The 19962-nt window shown below is 68.9% G+C and carries 13 protein-coding genes; 8 read left to right on the plus strand and 5 right to left on the minus strand.

The annotated features are described in order from the left end of the window. The first annotated feature begins 51 nt into the window (after positions 1-51). Together ACXYX3_RS07170 and ACXYX3_RS07175 are read left to right on the plus strand one after the other, a co-directional pair. Complete coding sequence (locus tag ACXYX3_RS07170) at positions 52-3192, plus strand: ATP-dependent helicase (RefSeq protein ID WP_458610990.1); 3141 nt, start codon at positions 52-54, stop codon at positions 3190-3192. Further along, positions 3189-6455 (plus strand): ATP-dependent helicase, encoded by a 3267-nt coding sequence (locus ACXYX3_RS07175; protein WP_458610992.1) that lies wholly within the window; start codon positions 3189-3191, stop codon positions 6453-6455. The genes ACXYX3_RS07170 and ACXYX3_RS07175 overlap by 4 nt, the downstream gene beginning before the upstream one ends. Before the next feature lie 2 nt (positions 6456-6457). Here the strand turns inward: ACXYX3_RS07175 and ACXYX3_RS07180 are convergent, their stop codons facing one another. After that, entirely contained in the window at positions 6458-6862 is a 405-nt protein-coding gene (locus tag ACXYX3_RS07180) for a DoxX family protein (RefSeq protein ID WP_241202844.1), read from the minus strand. A gap of 46 nt (positions 6863-6908) precedes the next feature. Between ACXYX3_RS07180 and ACXYX3_RS07185 the strand changes: the two genes are divergently transcribed. Together ACXYX3_RS07185 and nudC are read left to right on the plus strand one after the other, a co-directional pair. Then, complete coding sequence (locus ACXYX3_RS07185; RefSeq protein ID WP_241202843.1) at positions 6909-7988, plus strand: potassium channel family protein; 1080 nt, start codon at positions 6909-6911, stop codon at positions 7986-7988. A gap of 82 nt (positions 7989-8070) precedes the next feature. Beyond that, positions 8071-8997, plus strand: a complete 927-nt coding sequence (gene nudC / locus ACXYX3_RS07190) for an NAD(+) diphosphatase (protein ID WP_458610995.1) — start codon at positions 8071-8073, stop codon at positions 8995-8997. Positions 8998-9006: 9 nt separating this feature from the next. On the opposite strand, the gene mrx1 is transcribed toward nudC, so the two are convergent. Then, on the minus strand, positions 9007-9261 hold the full coding sequence (mrx1, locus tag ACXYX3_RS07195; protein WP_458610997.1) for a mycoredoxin Mrx1: 255 nt from the start codon (positions 9259-9261) through the stop codon (positions 9007-9009). An 81-nt stretch (positions 9262-9342) separates the two neighbouring features. Between mrx1 and ACXYX3_RS07200 the strand changes: the two genes are divergently transcribed. Next, on the plus strand, positions 9343-11445 hold the full coding sequence (locus ACXYX3_RS07200) for an ATP-dependent DNA helicase UvrD2 (protein WP_458610998.1): 2103 nt from the start codon (positions 9343-9345) through the stop codon (positions 11443-11445). A gap of 407 nt (positions 11446-11852) precedes the next feature. Continuing rightward, the gene (locus tag ACXYX3_RS07205) at positions 11853-12128 is read left to right on the plus strand and encodes a WhiB family transcriptional regulator (RefSeq protein WP_241202839.1); all 276 of its coding nucleotides are present in this window, start codon (positions 11853-11855) and stop codon (positions 12126-12128) included. A 15-nt stretch (positions 12129-12143) separates the two neighbouring features. On the opposite strand, the gene ACXYX3_RS07210 is transcribed toward ACXYX3_RS07205, so the two are convergent. Genes ACXYX3_RS07210 through ACXYX3_RS07220 form a run of 3 tightly spaced genes read right to left on the minus strand, consistent with a single transcriptional unit; the run spans position 12144 to position 15753 of the window. Then, entirely contained in the window at positions 12144-13481 is a 1338-nt protein-coding gene (locus ACXYX3_RS07210) for a macrolide-binding ATPase MABP-1 (protein WP_458611000.1), read from the minus strand. A 46-nt stretch (positions 13482-13527) separates the two neighbouring features. Further along, positions 13528-14358: a cyclodehydratase gene (locus tag ACXYX3_RS07215; RefSeq protein WP_458611002.1), complete on the minus strand. Its 831-nt coding sequence runs from the start codon at positions 14356-14358 to the stop codon at positions 13528-13530. Between the two features lie 51 nt (positions 14359-14409). Next, entirely contained in the window at positions 14410-15753 is a 1344-nt protein-coding gene (locus tag ACXYX3_RS07220; RefSeq protein ID WP_458611004.1) for a zinc-dependent metalloprotease, read from the minus strand. A gap of 89 nt (positions 15754-15842) precedes the next feature. Between ACXYX3_RS07220 and ACXYX3_RS07225 the strand changes: the two genes are divergently transcribed. Beyond that, positions 15843-16865, plus strand: a complete 1023-nt coding sequence (locus ACXYX3_RS07225; RefSeq protein ID WP_458611005.1) for a YlbL family protein — start codon at positions 15843-15845, stop codon at positions 16863-16865. Positions 16866-16936: 71 nt separating this feature from the next. Next, the gene (locus tag ACXYX3_RS07230) at positions 16937-19951 is read left to right on the plus strand and encodes a UPF0182 family protein (protein WP_458611007.1); all 3015 of its coding nucleotides are present in this window, start codon (positions 16937-16939) and stop codon (positions 19949-19951) included. The last annotated feature ends 11 nt before the right edge of the window (positions 19952-19962 follow it).

The following is a 19962-nucleotide window of genomic DNA, read 5'->3' on the forward strand; positions in this document are numbered from 1 at the left end:
TCGGCGCACCAGCGAGGGCCGTTTGTCAGACCCCCGTGATGTAGTGCGTCCATGTCTGCGCCGCACACCGAGTTGACCCGCGAGGCACTGACCCGTCCCGGGGTGCGTGGCACGGTTCGGCTGCTCGGCGGCCCCGGCACCGGAAAGACGACGGCGCTGGTCGAAACCGCGGCGGCCCACCTGGCGGCAGGCCGCGACGCCGAATCGGTTCTGCTGCTCACCGGCTCGTCGCGATTGAGTGCCCACGCGCGCGCCACCATCACCGCGAAGGTCCTGGCCGCGGGAGAGCAGACCGTCATCCGGGAACCCCTGGTGCGCACCGTGCACTCCTATGCGTTCGCCGTGCTGCGGCTCGCCGCTGCGCGTTCCGGCGGTGCCCCGCCGCGGTTGATCACCGGTGCCGAGCAGGACGGCATCATCCGTGAACTGCTCGCCGGTGATCTCGAGGACGGCGACGCGTCGCCGGTACGCTGGCCCGAGCGGCTGCGGCCGGCACTCGGAACGGTCGGATTCGCCGTCGAGCTGCGGGACCTGATGGCCCGCTGCAACGAACGCGGCGTCGATCCTGTTGCGCTGCAACGCCTCGGGCGGCGGGCGCAACGCCCCGAATGGCAGGCGGCCGGTCGGTTCGCTCAGGCCTACGAGCAGATCATGCTGTTGCGTGCCGCCGTCGGCATGGCGGCTCCGCAGGCCACGGTGCCGGCACTGGGGGCTGCCGAACTCGTGGGTGCCGCCCTCGAGGCGCTCGCAGCTGACGCTGAACTGCTGGCCGCCGAACGGGCGCGGGTGCGGCTTCTCCTGGTCGACGACGCACAACACCTCGACCCGCAGGCGGCGCAGCTGGTGCAGGTGCTGGCCGCCGGCACCGAGCTCTGCGTGATCGCCGGCGATCCGAATCAGACGGTGTTCGGTTACCGCGGCGCGGATCCCGAGCTGCTGCGCACCGATACCCCCGCGATCACGCTGACGAGGTCACATCGGTGTTCGGCGCCGGTGGCGCGCGCCGTCGAGGTGCTGACCCGTCGGTTGCCGGGCGTCGGCAGCACTGCGGCACTGGCCGGGACGGACGAGGCGGGATCGGTGTCGGTGCGCATCGCGGCGTCCCCCCACGCCGAATGCGCGCTGATCGCCGATGCGTTGCGCCGTGCCCATCTGGTCGACGGGGTGCCGTGGTCGGACATGGCGGTGATCGTGCGTTCGGTACCCCGGACGGGTCCCGCGCTGGCCCGCGCCCTGACTGCGGCCGGGGTACCGGTGGACGGCCTGCAGGCTGATGCGCCGCTGGCCGCGGTGCCTGCCGTTCGGGCGCTGATGACCGTCTTGGAGGCGGCGGTCGACGGACTGACCGCCGATCAGGCACAGGCCTTGGTGACGGGGCCGATCGGACGGGTCGACCCGGTGTCGCTGCGTCAATTGCGTCGAGCATTGCGGCGACGGGCGGCCGACCCCGCCGCTGACTTCGGCGACCTCCTGGTCGCGGCGCTGGTCGGCGACGGCGGTGCCCGGTCGCTCGACGGTGTGCCCGACGAGCTCGGCCGCGCGCTGCGACGGGTGCGTTCCGTGCTGTCCGCTGCTCGCGAGAGCACCCGACGCAGCGGCGATCCGCGACATGCGTTGTGGCAGGCCTGGAATCGCAGCGGCCTACAGCGGCGCTGGCTGGCAGCGAGCGAGCGGGGTGGTCCGGTGGCTGAACAGGCCGACCGCGATCTGGATGCGGTGACCGCTCTGTTCGATGTCGCCGAACAGTATGTCGAGCGAACCGCCGGAGCGTCTCTGCGCGGGCTCGTCGATCACGTCGACGGGTTGACGCTGCCGCCGACCCGCCTCGATTCCCGACCGCCGACCGACGCGGTCGCGGTGCTCAGCGCCCACGCAGCGCTGGGCCGCGAATGGGACGTCGTGGTCGTCGCCGGGCTTCAGGAAGGCCTGTGGCCGAACGTGTCCGCACGCGGCGGGATTCTGGGAACCCAGCAGCTCGTCGACGTCCTCGACGGTGTGGCCGATCCCGCCGACCGCACGCTGTCGGGGCGGGCACCTCTGCTGGCCGAGGAGCGGCGTCTGCTCATCGCCGCGGTGGGTCGCGCGCGCCGTCGGCTCCTGGTCACGGCCGTCGACAGCGACACCGGTGATGCCGCTCTACTGCCGTCGCCGTTCTGTCACGAACTCGCCGCGGTGGCCACCGACGAGGACGCCGAGACGGGGGTGCCGGTGCGCGCCCCGCGGGTACTGGCCACCAATGCAGTGGTGGGCCGTTTGCGAGCAGTGGTGTGCGCCTCACCGGAGGACATCGCGGAGAGTCACCGGGCCTGTGCTGCAACCCAACTGGCACGCCTCGCCGAGGCAGGCGTGCACGGGGCGGCCCCGGAATCCTGGTACGGCGTGCGGGAGATCTCCACCCAGGCGCCGCTCTGGGACGGTACCGACGACGCCGTCACGCTGTCGCCGTCGACGGTGCAGATGCTGCTGGACTGTCCGCTGCGGTGGCTGGTCGAACGGCACGGCGGCGGCTCGGTGCGCGATGTGCGTTCGGCGTTGGGTTCGCTGGTGCACGCGCTGGTGGCCGATCCCGCCGTCGCCGAGGCTCATCTGCACACCGAGCTCCGACGGATCTGGGCGGCGCTTCCGTTCGATGCGCAATGGCACGCGGACAACGAGTTCGAGCGCCACCAGGAGATGCTGAGCACGTTCACCCGCTGGCGCGCCGACACCCGCAACCGCTTCACCGAGGTCGGCACCGAGATCGCCGTCGACGGTGAGGTGGTGCCCGCCGCCGACGAACAACCCGCGGTCCGCATCCGTGGTCGCCTGGACCGACTGGAACGCGACAGCGAGGGTCGGCTCGTCGTGGTCGACATCAAGACCGGCAAGAGTCCCGCCACCAAAGACGATGCGCAGGCTCACGCCCAGCTGGCGATGTACCAGCTGGCGGTCTCCGAGGGTCTGCTGGCCGAGAGCGCCGAGCCCGGTGGCGGGCGGCTGGTGTATCTCGGCAAGACCAGCGGTGGCAGTGCCACCGAGCGGGAACAGGATGCGCTGACACCGGAAGGGCACGCGCAGTGGCGCGCCCAGGTGAGTGACGCCGCGGCCGCGACACAGGGACCGCAGTTCGTCGCCCGGATCAACGACGGATGCGCGCATTGCCCGGTCGCGGCGATGTGCCCGACCCGACAGACGACGAGTGAGGATCGATGACGCCGCGCTACAGCCCCGCCGAATTGGCCGACGCTCTCGGTCTTTTCGCACCGACTGACGAGCAGGCTGCCGTCATCTGCGCTCCGCCCGGCCCACTGGTCGTGATCGCCGGCGCCGGGGCAGGAAAGACCGAGACCATGGCCGCGCGGGTGGTGTGGTTGGTGGCCAACGGATTCGCCACCCCCGGCGAGGTCCTGGGGCTCACCTTCACGCGTAAGGCCGCCGGGCAGCTGCTGCGCCGCGTGCGTACACGATTGGCGCGCCTCGCCGGCGCCGGGCTGGCGGTTCCGGATGCTGCGGGCCTCGCCGACGACCCGGTCACGGTGAGCACCTACCACGCTTTCGCCGGCACATTGCTCCGTGAGCACGGGCTCTTGCTGCCTGTCGAACCCGATGTGCGGCTGCTCGGCGAGACGGAGCTGTGGCAGTTGGCTTTTCGCGTCGTGTGCGAGTACCCGGGCCCTCTCGACACCGAGAAGTCGCCCGCCTCGATCACGGCGATGGTGTTGCGCCTGGCCGGTCAGCTCTCCGAACACCTGGTGGACACCGCCTCGCTGCGCGACACCCACGTCGAGCTCGAGCAGTTGGTGCACACGCTGCCTGCAGGCCCCTACCAACGCGATCGGGGGCCCAGCCAGTGGTTGCTGCGGATGCTCGCAACCCAGACCGAGCGCAGCGCGCTGGTGCCACTGATCGACGCGCTGCACCAGCGGATGCGCGAGGAACGCGTGGTGGACTTCGGTACCCAGATGAGTGCGGCGGCCCGGTTGGCCTCGCAGTTCCCCCAGGTAGGCGAGCAGCTGCGGCAGCGGTATCGCGTCGTGCTGCTCGACGAATACCAGGACACCGGCCATGCGCAGCGGGTGGCGCTGACATCGTTGTTCGGCAACGGTGTCGACGACGGCTTGGCGCTGACCGCCGTCGGCGATCCCATCCAGTCGATCTACGGTTGGCGCGGCGCCTCGGCCACCAACCTGCCCCGATTCACCACCGATTTCCCGTTCGCCGACGGCACGCCGGCCCCGACGCTGGAGCTGCGCACGAGCTGGCGCAACCCCCCCGAGGTGCTGCACCTCGCCAACGACGTCTCCACCGAGGCGCGGCGGCGTTCGGTGTCGGTGCGCCCGTTGCTGCCCCGGCCGGATGCCGTGCCCGGACAGGTGCGGTGCGCGCTGCTGTCCGACGTGGAGGCCGAGCGGGAATGGGTCGCGGGTCAGGTCGCCGAGGCGTACCGGGCAGCGTCCACCGCGACGGGCGACGCACCGACAGCGGCAGTGTTGGTGCGGCGCAACGCCGACGCGGCGCCGATGGCCGATGCGCTGGCACGACGTGGCATCGCCGCAGAGGTGGTCGGAGTGGCAGGCTTGCTCGCGGTACCTGAGGTCGCCGACGTCGTGGCGATGCTGCGGCTGGCCGCCGACCCGACCGCAGGAGCGGCGGCGGTGCGGGTGCTGACCGGTCCGCGGTGGCGTCTCGGTGCGGCCGACCTGGTCGCCCTGTGGCGGCGCGCGGTGACTCTCGACGATGCGCCTGCGGCCAAGCGCGGCAGCGTCGAGCACGTGCTGTCCCAGCTCGGACCCGAGGCGGATGCGGCGTGTCTGGCCGACGCCGTGTGCGACCCGGGGCCAGCGGCGGCGTACTCGGCCGACGGCTACGCCCGCATCGTGGAGCTGGGCCGTGAACTCGCGGCGCTACGGGCTCATCTCGACGGGGCGCTCACCGACCTCGTGGCGGAGGTGCGCAGGATGCTGGGCGTGGACGCCGAGGCCAGGGCCGCCCGGCCGGTGTCGGCAGGATGGTCGGGTACCGAGCATCTCGACGCTTTCGCCGATGCCGTCGCGGACTTCTCCAGTCGTTGTGGTGCAACGGTTTCCGGATTCCTGTCCTACTTGGACGCGGCCGAACAGGTCGAGAACGGGCTGGCGCCCGCCGACGTCACGGTCGCTGCAGACCGTGTGCAGATCCTCACCGTGCATGCGGCCAAGGGGCTCGAGTGGCAGATCGTGGCGGTGCCGCATCTGTCCGGTCGGGTCTTCCCGTCGACGTCGTCGCCGCGGACCTGGCTCACCGATGCCGCCGATCTGCCGCCGCTGCTGCGCGGTGATTGCGCCGCGGTGTCCGAGCTCGGCGTTCCGGTTCTCGACACGTCTCGGGTCAACGATCGGAAGTCGTTGTCGGACACGATCTCCGATCACAAGCGCAGCCTGGACCAACGGCGTGCCGATGAGGAGCGGCGGCTGCTGTACGTGGCGCTCACCCGCGCCGAACACACTCTTCTGGTGTCGGGCCACCACTGGGGCGCCACCGAGTCGAAGCCGCGCGGACCGTCGACGTTCCTCACCGAACTCAAGGCCGCGATCGACGCGGCGGCGGAAGCCGGGACACCGTGCGGAGAGGTCGACGTCTGGGCTGATGCGCCGGCCGATGGTGATCCCAATCCGCTGCGTGGCCGCGTGATCGAAGCGTCGTGGCCAGCCGATCCACTCGCGGGGCGGCGTACCCGCGTGCATCAGGGTGCCGCGTTGGTGAGCGCGGCGATGGCGGGCGAGGTGCACACGACGGCAGCAGAAGACGCGCATGGCTGGATCGCGGATGTCGATGCCCTGCTGGCTGAGCGGGAACGAGCAGCGCAGCCCGGGGTTCCGGCGTTGCCCGCACAGGTGTCGGTCAGCGCGATGGTCGATCTTGGCCGTGACCCCGAGGCGGCGGCGCGGCGGCTGCACCGGCGTCTGCCGCGGCCGCCTGCCGCGCACGCGTTGCTGGGCACCGTTTTTCACGAGTGGGTGCAGAGGTTCTATCAAGCCGAGAAGCTCTTCGATCTCGACGATCTGCCCGGCGCCGTGGATGCCGGTCGGCACGACCGCGGTGAGCTCGAGGATCTGCAATCGGCGTTCGCGGTGTCGGAATGGGCGGCCCGCACGCCGATCGACGTCGAGGTCCCGTTCGACATGACGCTCGGCGGCCGGGTCGTCCGTGGCCGTATCGACGCGGTGTTCGCCGACGAGGATGGCGGGGTGACGGTGCTGGACTGGAAGACCGGAGATCCACCCGCGACACAGGAAGAATTGCAGCACAACGCTGTTCAGCTCGCCGTCTATCGGCTCGCGTGGTCTCGGCTGCAGGGCCGCCCGCTGTCATCGGTGCGTGCGGCGTTCCACTATGTCCGGTCAGGGCAGACGATCAGCCCGCAGACGTGGCCGGACGCCGACGAACTCGCCGCGCTGCTCGCCGACCCCGAACAGGCGGGGATCGACGCAGCGTGAGCTCAGCTCTCGCGGTAGACCTTGAGCGCCTGAGTGATCATCGGTATCTGCATCGGCAGCCGCGCGATCGAGATCAGCCGCATCGGCAGCGACTTGCTCGGGTCGGTGAACCACAACCGGCACATGTTGACATTCCCGGGGAGGACGGCGATGAACAGCGCGATGGCGCTCAGCGCGCCGAATCGGCGGGTCGAGGGTGTCACCAGCAGGGCGCCCACGCCGACCTCGGCCACCCCTGAGGCCAACGTGTAGAACCGCTGGCTGCCGGGCAGTTCCTTCGGAACGATCGAGTCGAACGGCTTGGGCGCCAGAAAGTGCAGAACACCCATGCCGATCAGCCAGATGCCCATCTTGGTACCGCGTGATGACGACGCGAGCTGCTGCACTGCAGCGGGGGAAGAGGTCATGATTACATTGTGCTGGTGCGACAGCCTCACATCGTGACTGGCCCCCGTGGCTGAGGGCGCGCTGCGTCGGCGCCTCCGCCGGTTCGATCAGTCGCTGGCCGATCAGCCGGTGCACGCGTTGACCGACCGGGTGCAGATCCCGACCACGCTGGTCAGCCCGTCGAGACGCATCACCGTCCGGGTCATCTACGCACTGACAGCGCTGTTCGCCGCCGTGTTCATCGTGTACCTGGACCGCGACGGCTATCGCGATTCACAAGAGAATCCGCTGTCGTTCCTCGACTGCCTGTACTACGCCACCGTCTCGCTGTCGACCACCGGCTACGGCGACATCACCCCGATCACACCGGCCGCCCGGCTCGTCAACGTCCTGGTGATCACCCCGCTGCGGGTGGCGTTCCTGATCGTGCTGATCGGCACGACCGTCGAGACCCTCACCACGCAGTCGCGCCAGGTCTACCAAATCCAGCGCTGGAGGAGCAGAGTGCGCAACCACATCATCATCGTCGGCTACGGCACCAAGGGCCGCACTGCCGCCGCGGCGATGGTCGGCGACGAGGTCGCGCCCGCCGACATCGTCGTCGTGGACGAGGACATCGCCGCGCTGGAACGGGCCAAGAGCGCCGGGCTGGTCACCGTGCGCGGCTCCGCGACCGATTCGGAGGTGCTGCGGCTGGCCAGCGCGCAACACGCGAAGTCGATCATCGTGGCCACCAATCGCGACGACACCGCGGTTCTCGTCACCCTCACCGCCCGCGAGTTGGCGCCCAACGCCAAGATCATCGCCGCCGTCCGCGAAGCCGAGAACCAGCATCTGCTCAAGCAGTCCGGGGCCGACTCGACCGTCGTCACCTCCGAGACCGCGGGCCGGCTGCTCGGCATCGCGGTGCAGACGCCCAGTGTCGTGGAGGTGATGGAGGACCTGTTGACCCCTGACGCCGGGTTCGCGATCGCCGAGCGGGAGGTGACGCCCAAAGAGGCGGGGGGTTCGCCGCGGCACCAGGCCGACATCGTGCTCGGCGTCGTGCGCGGCGGCACGCTGATCCGCGTCGACGATCCGGAGGTCGACGCGCTCGAACTCGGCGATCGGCTGCTCTACATCCGCTCCGCGGACGCCGAGCGATGACCCTCGCCCCCTTCCCGCCCAAACCGACGTTTGGGCGAGAAAGTTCGAGAAGATCACGCCATTACGTCGAATTCGAGGCCCGATGACGAGCTTCCGCCTGCGCAACATCCCGCTGCTGTCACGGGTGGGCGCCGACCGCGCCGACGCGCTGCGCACCGACGTCGAGGCGGCGGTCGCGGGCTGGACCGATGCGCTGTTGCTGCGCGTGGACCGTCGAAACCAGGTGTTGATCGCCGACGGCAGGGCGGTGCTGCACCGCGCCACCGATGCCGGGGAGGCGCCGCCCGACGACGCCGTGTTCCTTGGCCGGCTCGACGACGGGCGCCACGTCTGGGCGGTGCGCTCGGACCTGCAGCCCCCCGACGACCCGAACACCGACACCCATGTGCTCGACCTCCGTCGCACCGGAGACGTGTTCGACGATGTCAGCGCGCAGCTGGTGGCAACCGCGACCGCGCTGCTGAACTGGCATGACAGCGCCAGGTTCAGCCCCGTCGACGGCTCACCCACCACGGCCGTCAAGGCCGGCTGGTCCCGGGTCAACAGCGTCACCGGTCACGAAGAGTTTCCGCGCATCGATCCGGCCGTCATCTGCCTGGTGCACGACGGCCACGACCGCGCGGTCCTGGCGCGCCAGACGGTGTGGCCGCCTCGGCTGTTCTCGATCCTCGCCGGCTTCGTCGAAGCGGGTGAGTCGTTCGAGTCCTGTGTGGTGCGCGAGATCGCCGAGGAGATCGGCCTCACGGTCACGAACGTGGAGTACCTCGGCTCGCAGCCGTGGCCGTTTCCCCGCTCGCTGATGGTCGGGTTCCACGCCCGAGCAGATCCCGAGCAGCCGTTCGCGTTCAACGACGGCGAGATCGCCGAAGCGGAATGGTTCACCCGCGCCGAGATCCGCGAGGCGCTGGATCAGGGGGATTGGAGTTCGCAGAGCGGTTCGCGGCTGCTGCTGCCCGGCTCAATCTCGATCGCCCGCGAGATCATCGAATCCTGGGCGGCGCTGGACTGACCCCAGTGACTAACTGGCGAGCTTCGCCTTGACCTGCGCGCCGCTGGGATTGGTCAGCGTCGAGCCGTCGGCGAACTTCAGCGTCGGCACCACGTGGTTACCGCCGTTGACCGATCCCACGAACTCCGCCGCGGCCGGGTCCTCTTCGATGTTGACCTCGGTGAACGAGATGCCTTCGTTCTTCAGCACCTTCTTCAGGCGCACGCAGTACCCGCACCACGACGTCGTGTACATGGTCACCGCAGCAGTATCGTCAGCGCTCATAAGGACTTCAACGTAGCTGACCCGGCGAACATGCCCCGGTGCAGCCCGCGTTTGTCGGGCCGCGCTGACATGATGGTCGCCATGTCCCCGACGGCTTCGCGCGACCAGCTGCTCGAGGATCTCGACGAGGAGCAGCGCGAGGCGGTGCTTGCGCCGCGCGGACCGGTGTGCGTGCTCGCGGGCGCCGGCACCGGCAAGACCAGAACCATCACCCGGCGCATCGCACACCTGGTGACGGCTGGGCACGTCGCGCCAGGTCAGGTTCTCGCAGTGACGTTCACCCAGCGTGCGGCGGGGGAGATGCGGGCGCGGTTACGCACCCTCGACGACGGCACCGGCACCGGGGCGGTGCAGGCGCAGACCTTCCACGCCGCGGCGCGGCGCCAGCTCGCCTACTTCTGGCCCCGTGTCGTCGGCAGCACGGACTGGCAGCTTCTCGACTCGAAGTTCGCCGTCGTGGCTCAGGCGGCCAACCGCACCGGGCTGCCCACCGGCACCGACAACGTGCGTGACCTCGCGGGCGAGATCGAGTGGGCGAAGGCGTCGTTGATCAGCCCCGAGGACTACGCGGCGACGGTCGCCCGGTTGGGGCGTGACATTCCGTTCGACGCTGCGAAGGTCGCCGCCGCCTACGCCGGATACGAGGCGCTGAAGGCCCGCGGCAACGACCTGATGCTCCTCGATTTCGACGATCTGCTCCTGCACACCGCCGCCGCCATCGAGAACGACGCGGCGGTCGCGAGTGAGTTCCGGGATCGCTACCGCTGTTTCGTGGTCGACGAGTACCAGGATGTGACGCCGCTTCAGCAGCGGGTGCTCGACGCCTGGCTCGGCAACCGCGACGATCTGACCGTCGTCGGTGACGCCAACCAGACCATCTATTCGTTCACCGGCGCGTCACCCCGCTACCTGCTCGACTTCTCGCGGCGCTTCCCCGAGGCCGCCCTGGTGCGGTTGGAGCGCGACTACCGGTCCACGCCGCAGGTGGTGTCGCTGGCCAACCGGGTGATCGCGGCGGCCCGCGGCCGGATGGCGGGGAGCCGGCTGCATCTGGTCGGTCAGCGGCCGCCCGGTCCGAACCCGACGTTCACCGAGCACCCCGACGAGGTCGCCGAGGCCGCCGCGGTGGCGCTCAGCGTGAAACGGCTCGTCGAATCCGGCACCGCGCCGGCGGAGATCGCGGTGCTGTACCGCATCAACGCGCAGTCGGAGGTGTACGAGGAGGCGCTCACGGCAGCCGGTGTCCCGTTCCAGGTGCGCGGCGGTGAAGGTTTCTTCAGTCGCCAGGAGGTGCGCCAGGCGCTCGTGGCGTTGCAGCGCGCCGCCGAGCGGGGGGTCGACGGCCCGCTGCCCGAGCTCGTTCGCGGGACGCTCGAACCGCTCGGACTGACGGCTGAGCCGCCTGCCGGTACCCGCGCCCGGGATCGCTGGGAAGCGTTGTCCGCCTTGGCCGATCTCGTCGACGACGAGGTCGCGCAACGCCCGCAGCTCGACCTGCGCACACTGCTGACCGAGCTGCGGCAGCGTGCCGATTCCCGGCATCCCCCGGTGGTGCAGGGCGTCACGCTGGCGTCGTTGCACGCCGCGAAAGGCCTGGAGTGGGATGCGGTGTTCCTGGTCGGTCTGGCCGACGGCACCCTGCCGATCTCGCATGCACTGTCCCATGGCCCCGACAGTGAACCCGTCGAGGAGGAACGGCGTCTGTTCTACGTCGGAATCACCAGGGCGCGTGTGCATTTGGCGCTCAGCTGGGCGCTGGCCCGCACGCCGGGCGGGCGTCAGGGGCGCAAACCGTCACGCTTCCTCAACGGCATCGCCCCGCAGTCGCAGCGCGAGGACGGCCCCAGCCGGCCACGCAAACCACGCGGCCCCGCACCGCGGTGCCGGGTCTGCAACACCCCGCTGACCGCGTCGGCTGCGATCATGCTCCGCCGGTGCGAATCCTGCCCCTCCGACATCGACGAGCAGTTGCTCGCGCAACTCAAGGACTGGCGGCTGCGCATCTCGAAGGAGATGAACGTGCCGGCTTTCGTGGTGTTCACCGACAACACGCTGATCGCCATCGCCGAGGCGCTGCCGACCGACGACGCCGCCCTCGTCGCGATCCCCGGGATCGGCGCCCGCAAGCTGGAGCAGTACGGCGCCGACGTGCTCGCCCTGGTCAAAGAGCGCCAGAAAGCGTAAAGATCGCGCCAAAAGCGCTGGTCAAAAATGTGTTGAGAGCTTTCCTGATACCGTCTAGCCTCAGAGCAACACACGTAAGGTCCGCGTGCGAAAGGAGGGTGCCGCCATCATGATCAGCAATCACATGTTTGTCGCCGTAGCCGGCACCCCGTGGTTCCCGCATGCGTTTGTCGGGGTGCATTCCGCGCCCACCGCTGCCGTTGCCGCCGCCACGCGTAAGCGTCGCGCCATTGCCGGCACGGCTGCCGCGTCCGTGAGGGGCTTCCTCTAGAGAGAAGCCTCGACCGCCACCCCAAGGCCACGGACCCGACATCGGATCCGTGGCCTTCGTCTTACGAAGACCTGGTCACCGATCCCTGACAGAACTCACCAAATGACAGAACGACCAGGAAGCGAAAGGACCGGACATGTCTTCCCTGACATGTGAGAGATCGAAGCTCGCGGTGCCGTGTCACGTCGAGGACCCTGACCTGTGGTTCGCCGAGGACCCGCGCGATCTCGAACGCGCCAAGGCGCTGTGCGGAGATTGCCCGTTCCGGCGCGAGTGCCTGACCGCAGCGCTGGAACGGCAGGAGCCGTGGGGTGTGTGGGGCGGCGAGATCCTCGAACGGGGCACGGTCATCGCTCGCAAACGGCCGCGGGGCCGTCCACGCAAAGACGCCAAAGATCCTGTGGCGGCGTGACCGTCGACCCCGGCGCTACACCGCGTCGGGGTCGGCGAAGCCGGGCACCGTGCGTTCGGCGATGCTGCGGGTCGGCACGTGGGCGTCGAGCTGGCAGGAGATCGCGACGATCGACGCGATCACCCGCATCGGAATGGCCAGCTTCGGCGGGATGTCCATCTGCCGGGCGGCCTTGATCTGACCCGCTGCCTTGTCCAGTTCCAGAGTTGTCATGCGCTGCAACCACTTACGCGTGTAGTGGAACTCGGGCACCTCCAGCGGTTCGACGTATTGCTTGAGCATGTCGTCGATCTCGCGGGTGGAGACCTGCTGTCCCTTCTGGATGAAGCCGGCCCTCTCCATCGTGGGCAGCAGCTTGTCGTAGTTCTTGTCCAGCGCGTAGCGCATGATCTGACCCAGCTCGACCGGCCAGCCGCCCGGCATGGGTGCGACGGCGCCGAAGTCGATGACGCCCATCTTCTCGTCGGGCATCAGCATGAAATTGCCGGGGTGGGCGTCGCCGTGCACCATCTCCAGCCGCGTCGGCGCGTCGTTGCAGAACTCGAAGAGCCGCGTGGCCATCAGGTCCCGCTGTTCCTGCGTGCCCTCACGGATGATGTGCGACAGCGGAATTCCCTCGATCCACTCCTGGATCACCACCTTCGGGGCGCTGGCCACCACGTTGGGCACCACGAAGTGCGGATCGCCGGCGTAGGCCTTGGCGAAGGCGCGCTGGTTGTCGGCCTCGAGCCGGTAGTCCAGCTCCATCTCGGTGCGTTCGATCAGCTCGTCGACCACCCCTTGGACGTCGGCGCCGGGGCTGAGCTGCTTGAGCACGCCCACCATGCGCTGCATGGTCTTCAGGTCGGCGCGCAGCGCCTCGTCCGCCCCCGGGTACTGGATCTTGACGGCGACCTCGCGGCCGTCGCCCCACACCGCCTTGTGCACCTGGCCGATGCTGGCGGAGGCGACAGATTTGTCGTCGAACGACTGGAACCGGTCCCGCCACTTGGTGCCCAGCTGCTGGTCGAGCACGCGGTGGACCTTTGCTGCGGGCAGCGGCGGAGCTTCGCGCTGCAGCTTCGTCAGCGCCTCGCGGTAGGGCTTGCCGTACTGCTCGGGGATGGCGGCCTCCATGACCGACAGGGCTTGCCCGACCTTCATCGCGCCACCCTTGAGTTCGCCGAGGACGGTGAACAATTGCTGGGCGGCCTTGTCCATCAGCTCGGCGTTGACCTCGTCCTTGGACTTGCCGGTCAACCGTTTGCCGAAGCCCAGCGCTGCACGCCCTGCCATGCCCACCGGCAAGGAAGCCAGCTTGGCGTTGCGCGCGGCGCGCCCCCGCTTGATGTCGCTCACCAGTCCATCATCCACGACCCAGCTGAACTTCCAACCGCGGACAGTGAACCACAGATGATCTTCAGCACGAGCAGTCCGGGTGCGACGACCACCGACGCGCCGTCACGGCGCCGCTGTCCACGTCGAACTCGAGCGTGGTGTCGACGGTCGCCGGCGCCGGGGTGGCGGGCCCGGCGCCGGGGTGCACGACGCGCAAGATGCGCGTGATCTCGCGCAGCGCCAGACCCGCGGTGGCCAGCACGGTGGCGCGGTCGGCGGTGCCGACGGTGCGGGACAACTGCGTGGCGACCGCCGCCCAGGCGGGATCTTTGTCGCTGCGATGCAGGTCGGCGCACCGTAGGCAGCTGCTCGCGCCGGGGATGACCAGCGGTCCGATGAGGCCGGTGCCGTCGCGGACGCGGACCGCGAGGTGGGGGACACCGGCGTCGTGCAACTCGCGCGCCACCCGGGGGTCGGCCACCAGGTAGTCGGTCAGGACCGCGAGGTCGACTCCGGCGGGCGCGGCGTGCGCCCTGCTGCTGGAGCTGACGCGGACGCCGGACCCGGCCAGCGTGGAGGCGATCAGGTCCGACAGCGGTCCGTCCCCGTGCACCCGCACCGACGGCGACCGGGTGGGCGGAGGCGTCGCGGCGGTGAGGACGCCGGTGTCGACGAGGTGGGTGATCAGGTCGGTGACGACGGCGGCGTCGGCACCGTGGCCGGCGGCCAGCAGCTGCAGTTCGGGCAGGGTCGCGGCGGCTTGCAGGGCGCGCAGCAGGTCAGCGAGGACCCCGGCGGCGAGCCCGGGCGGCGGATGGACGACGACGGCGCGGCGCGGATCCCAGCCGACCTGCACGGTGCCGTCCGGGCGCGACAGCACAGGAGTGGCCGAGTCCAGGGCGTAGCGCGTCATGCGACGACACTGACACGCCGACCCCGCGTCGAGCCGAGTTATCCACAGGCCTCAGGCGTCGCGCGGTGGGTCCTCATCGCCTTCGGCGAGCGCGGCTTCGATCGCGCTGTCGAGATCGCTGGTGTCGCCGCCGATCACCCGGTCGATGAAGCTCGCCGGCTCGTCGAGGTCGGCCGAGCTCGGCAGCAGGTCCGGGTGGGCCCACACGCCGTCGCGGGCGTCGGCGCCGACGGCTTCGGTCAGTTTCTCCCACAGCGCCGCGGCTTCCCGCATCTTGCGGGGCCGAAGTTCCAGGCCGACCAACGTCGCGAACGTCTGCTCGGCCGGCCCACCGCTGGCGCGGCGGCGTCGCAGCATCTCCGACAGTGCCACCGTGCCGGGGATGCGGTCACCCAGCGCCTGCGACACCACCGTCTGAACCCACCCCTCGATCAGGGCGAGCATCGTCTCGAGCCGTTCCAGCGCGGCGGACTGCTCCGGCGTCGCCTTGGGTTCGAAGATGCCCTGGTTGAGCAGCTGCTCCATCTGCGACGGGTCGGTCAGCGACGCCGGGTTGAAGTCGCGGGCGAACTCTTCGATGCCGCTCATGTCGATCTTGGTGCCCTTGGCGAAGGCTTCCACGGCGCCCAGCAGCTGCGCCGAGAGCCACGGCACGTGACTGAACAGCCGGTGGTGCGCGGCCTCCCGCGCGGCCAGGAACGTGACGACCTCGCTGCGCGGCTGCTCGAGCCCGGAGGCCAGCGCCTCGACGGCCTCGGGCATCAACGCCGCGACACCCTTGGGGCCCAGCGGCAGGCCGATGTCGGTCGAGGTCAGCACCTCTTTCGACAGCGTGCCCAGCGCCTGGCCCAGCTGGGAGCCGAACGCCATACCGCTCATCTGCGACATCATCGCCATCAGCGGACCGGCCATCGCCTGGGCTTCCTCGGGCAGCGCCTGCGCCCACACCGTCGAGAGCTGCTGGGCGACGGGGTCGCACAGCCGCTTCCACGTCGGGATCGTGTTGTCGATCCAGTCGGTGGGCGTCCAGGCCACGGTGCGGGTGGTGCCCGCCGGTAACGGCGTCACACCGTCGAGCCACGTCTCGGCCAGGCGCACCGCGTCGCCCAGTGCCGAGGTCGTCTGCTCGGAGACGGGGGCGACGAAGCCGATCGAGTTCGACGCGAGCTGGCGTGCGAGGTCGTAGTTCACCGGGCCGCCGCCGGACTTCGCGGTGCCGCTGAACATCTCACCGAGTTGGGAGAAGATCTGCCCGAGCTGCGACATGTCGAACTGGCCGCCGGGGAACGCGCCGCCGAACGGATCGTTGGGACCGGAGCCCGAACCGGACTCGTCCTTGCGTTTGTCGCGCTCAGGATCGTCCCCGGAAGAGAAGCCGAAAGGCAGGTCAGGCATGGCCTCAACGGTACTCATCGCCGCGCGTCGATGTGGGCGCGCGGGTCACGCTGAGAGTGAACCTGCCCGTGACCTCTACTGTGAACGGCGTGAACAGGCGGATTGCCACCCTGATCGTGGCGCTCGTGCCGATCATCGTGTTCGGCGTGCTCGCGACGACGGTGTCGGTGCCCTATGTCGCGCTCGGGCCCGGGCCGACGTTCAACACGCTCGGCGAGGTGGACGGCAAGGAAGTCGTCGACATCGAGGGCACCGACGTCAAACCCACCAGTGGGCACCTCAACATGACCACGGTCTCGCAGATGGACGGGCTGACGCTGGGTCAGGCGTTGATCTTCTGGGCATCGGGGCGCGATCAGCTGATCCCTCGCGAGCTCGTCTACCCGCCCGACAAGTCGCGCGAAGAGATCGACGAGGCGAACACCACCGACTTCCGCAACTCCGAGGACAGCGCCGAGTACGCCGCCCTGTCCTACCTCAAGTACCCGATGGCGATCACCGTGCAGAGCATCGACGAAAAGGGGCCCTCAAAAGGCAAGTTGCAGGCCGGTGACGCGATCGACGCCGTGAACAACACCCCGGTCGCGAACCTCGAGGAGTTCAGCAAGATCATCGAGGGCACCACACCCGGCCAGAAGGTCGTCGTCGACTACCGGCGCAAGAACGAGCCCGCCGGCATCGCCGAAATCACGCTGGGGTCCCGGCCGGACCGTCCGCACGGCGTCATGGGGGTCAACGTGCTCGACGCGCCGTGGGCGCCGTTCTCCATCGATTTCCATCTCGCCAACATCGGCGGTCCGTCGGCGGGCCTGATGTTCAGCCTGGCGGTTGTCGACAAGCTGACCACCGGCGATCTCAACGACGGCAAGTTCGTGGCGGGCACCGGCACCATCACCCCGGACGGCGAGGTCGGCCCCATCGGCGGCATCACGCACAAGATCACCGCGGCCAAGGAGGCCGGCGCCTCGGTGTTCCTGGTACCTGCCGACAACTGCGACGAGGCGACGTCGGCCGACGAGAAGGACATCGAGTTGATCAAGGTGGACACCCTCACCCACGCCATCGATGGACTGCGGACGCTTTCCGCTGGTGGCGAACCTCCTCGCTGCTGAGGCAGGTCGACGATCTCGATCAGTAGAGTGACTGGACAACTGCTGGGAACATCCGAGAGTGGAGTAGTCGAGTGAGTATGCGGCCGGCGGCCAGAATGCCGAAGCTGACGCGGCGAAGCAGGATCTTGATCGCCATCTCGCTGGTGGTGGTCCTGCTGTTGCTGATCGGACCCCGGTTCGTCGACGCCTACGTCGACTGGCTCTGGTTCGGCGAGCTCGGCTACCGGTCGGTGTTCACCACGCAGATCGTCACCCGTCTCCTCATCTTCCTGGTGGTGGGGCTGGTGATCGGCGCCGTGGTGTTCGCCGCGCTGGCGTTGGCCTACCGCACCCGTCCGGTGTTCGTGCCGACGGCGGGTCCCAACGATCCGATCGCGCGGTACCGCACCGCGGTGATGTCGCGTCTGCGCCTGATCGGCATCGGGGTGCCGGCGTTCATCGGTCTGCTGTCGGGCTTCGTCGCGCAGAGCTATTGGGAGCAGGTGCAGCTGTTCCTGCACGGTGGCCAGTTCGGCATCGCTGACCCGCAGTTCGGCATCGACCTCGGCTTCTACGCCTTCGACCTGCCGTTCTACCGGCTGGTGCTGTCCTACCTGTTCGTCGCCACGTTCCTGGCGTTCATCGCAAACCTGCTGGGGCACTACCTGTTCGGCGGTATTCGTCTGTCGGGCCGCACCGGTGCACTGTCCCGGGCGGCGCGCATCCAGCTGATCACGCTGCTCGGCGTCCTGATGCTGCTCAAGGCGGTGGCCTACTGGTTCGATCGGTACGAGCTGCTGAGCCACACCCGCGGCGGTAAGCCCTTCACCGGCGCCGGCTACACCGACATCAACGCTGTGCTGCCCGCCAAACTGATCCTGATGGCCATCGCGGTCATCTGTGCGGCCGCGGTGTTCTCCGCGATCGTGCTGCGTGATCTGCGGATTCCGGCGATCGGTGTGGTGCTCTTGCTGCTGTCGTCGCTCGTCGTCGGTGCGGGCTGGCCGCTGGTGGTCGAGCAGATCAGCGTGCGCCCCAACGCGGCGCAGAAGGAAAGTGAGTACATCGGCCGCAGCATCGCCGCGACGCGGCAGGCGTATGGCCTGACCGAGGACGAAGTCACCTATCGCGATTACCCGGGCAACGCACCGGCGAGTGCGCAGCAGGTGGCTGCCGACCGGGCCACCACGTCGAACATCCGGGTGCTCGACCCGAACATCGTGAGCCCCGCCTTCACGCAGTTCCAGCAGGGCAAGAACTTCTACTACTTCCCCGATCAGCTGAACATGGACCGCTACCCCGATGCCGACGGCAACCTGCGGGATTACGTGGTGGCTGCGCGTGAACTCAACCCGGACCGGTTGATCGACAACCAGCGCGACTGGATCAACCGACACACCGTGTTCACCCACGGCAACGGCTTCATCGCTTCGCCGGCCAACACCGTGCGCGGGGTGGCCAACGACCCCAACCAGAACGGTGGATACCCGGAGTTCCTCGCCAGCGTCGTCGGCGCCAACGGTGAGGTGCTCTCACCCGGGCCTGCTCCGCTCGATCAGCCGCGGATCTACTTCGGTCCGGTCATCGCCAGCACCTCGGCCGACTACGCGATCGTCGGCAAGAACGGTGCCGATCGCGAGTACGACTACGAGACCAACACCGACACCCGCAACTACACCTACACCGGCGCCGGCGGTGTGCCGCTGGGTAACTGGTTCAACCGCAGCGTGTTCGCGGCCAAGTTCGCCGAGCGGAACTTCCTGTTCTCCAACGTCATCAACAGCAACAGCAAAATCCTGTTCAAGCGCGATCCGTCCGAGCGGGTCAAGGCCGTCGCGCCGTGGCTGACCACCGACACCGCCACCTATCCGGCGATCGTGAACAAGCGCATGGTGTGGATCGTCGACGGTTACACCACGCTGGACAACTACCCGTACTCGGAGTTGACGTCGCTGTCCTCGGTGACCACGGACTCCAACGAGGTCGCGATGAACCGGCTGCTGCCGGACAAGCAGGTGTCCTACATCCGCAACTCGGTGAAGGCCACCGTCGACGCCTACGACGGCACCGTGACGCTGTACGCCCAGGACGAGTCCGATCCGGTGCTGCAGGCGTGGATGAAGGTGTTCCCGGGCACGATCAAGCCGAAGAGCGAGATCAGCCCCGAGTTGCAGCAGCATCTGCGCTACCCCGAGGACCTGTTCAAGGTGCAGCGCGCGTTGCTGGCCAAGTACCACGTGGACGATCCGGTGACGTTCTTCTCGACGTCGGACTTCTGGGACGTGCCGCTGGATCCGAACCCGACTGCGAGCAGCTTCCAGCCGCCGTACTACATCGTCGCGAAAAACCTTGCCGAGAACAACAATTCGACGTCCTTCCAGCTGACCAGTGCGATGAACCGGTTCCGGCGGGACTTCCTGGCGGCCTACATCAGTGCCAGCTCGGATCCGGACACGTACGGCAAGATCACGGTGCTGACGATTCCGGGCCAGGTCAACGGTCCGAAGCTGGCGTTCAACGCGATCAGCACCGACACCGCGGTCAGCCAGGACCTGGGTGTCATCGGTCGCGACAACCAGAACCGGATTCGATGGGGCAACCTGTTGACGCTGCCGATGGGGCAGGGCGGATTGCTCTATGTGGCACCGGTGTACGCCTCGCCGGGGTCCAGCGATGCGGCGTCGTCGTATCCGCGTCTGATCCGTGTCGCGATGATGTACAACGACAAGATCGGTTACGGCCCCACGGTGCGTGACGCGCTGACCGATCTGTTCGGTCCCGGTGCCGACGCCACCGCGACAGGCCCGGCGCCCACCAATGCGCCTGCGGGGCAACCGCAGTCGAACACGCAGGGTGCCGACCAGCCGCCTGCCGCCGCGCCGCCGAATCAGCAGGGTCAGACTCCGCAGAACCGGCCGGAGGTGCCGGTGGCGGTGCCGCCTGCCGGCCCGACGCAGCTCTCCGCGGCCAAATCGGCTGCGCTGGAGCAGGTCAACACCGCGCTGGACGCCCTGCAAGAGGCGCAGCGTAGCGGTGATTTCGCGCGGTACGGCGAGGCGCTGCAACGCCTCGACGACGCGGTGAGCGAATACAAGTCGGCCCCGTAACACGCCTCCGC

The sequence above is a fragment of the Mycobacterium sp. Panama NTM2 genome (assembly GCF_054355555.1).

Bases quoted from the DNA above. Each gene is read 5' to 3' on its own strand.
- ACXYX3_RS07170 (WP_458610990.1), top strand. From the start codon at position 52: ATGTCTGCGCCGCACACCGAGTTGACCCGCGAGGCACTGACCCGTCCC.
- ACXYX3_RS07175 (WP_458610992.1), top strand. From the start codon at position 3,189: ATGACGCCGCGCTACAGCCCCGCCGAATTGGCCGACGCTCTCGGTCTT.
- ACXYX3_RS07180 (WP_241202844.1), bottom strand. From the start codon at position 6,862: ATGACCTCTTCCCCCGCTGCAGTGCAGCAGCTCGCGTCGTCATCACGC.
- nudC (WP_458610995.1), top strand. From the start codon at position 8,071: ATGACGAGCTTCCGCCTGCGCAACATCCCGCTGCTGTCACGGGTGGGC.
- mrx1 (WP_458610997.1), bottom strand. From the start codon at position 9,261: ATGAGCGCTGACGATACTGCTGCGGTGACCATGTACACGACGTCGTGG.
- ACXYX3_RS07200 (WP_458610998.1), top strand. From the start codon at position 9,343: ATGTCCCCGACGGCTTCGCGCGACCAGCTGCTCGAGGATCTCGACGAG.
- ACXYX3_RS07205 (WP_241202839.1), top strand. From the start codon at position 11,853: ATGTCTTCCCTGACATGTGAGAGATCGAAGCTCGCGGTGCCGTGTCAC.
- ACXYX3_RS07215 (WP_458611002.1), bottom strand. From the start codon at position 14,358: ATGACGCGCTACGCCCTGGACTCGGCCACTCCTGTGCTGTCGCGCCCG.
- ACXYX3_RS07220 (WP_458611004.1), bottom strand. From the start codon at position 15,753: ATGCCTGACCTGCCTTTCGGCTTCTCTTCCGGGGACGATCCTGAGCGC.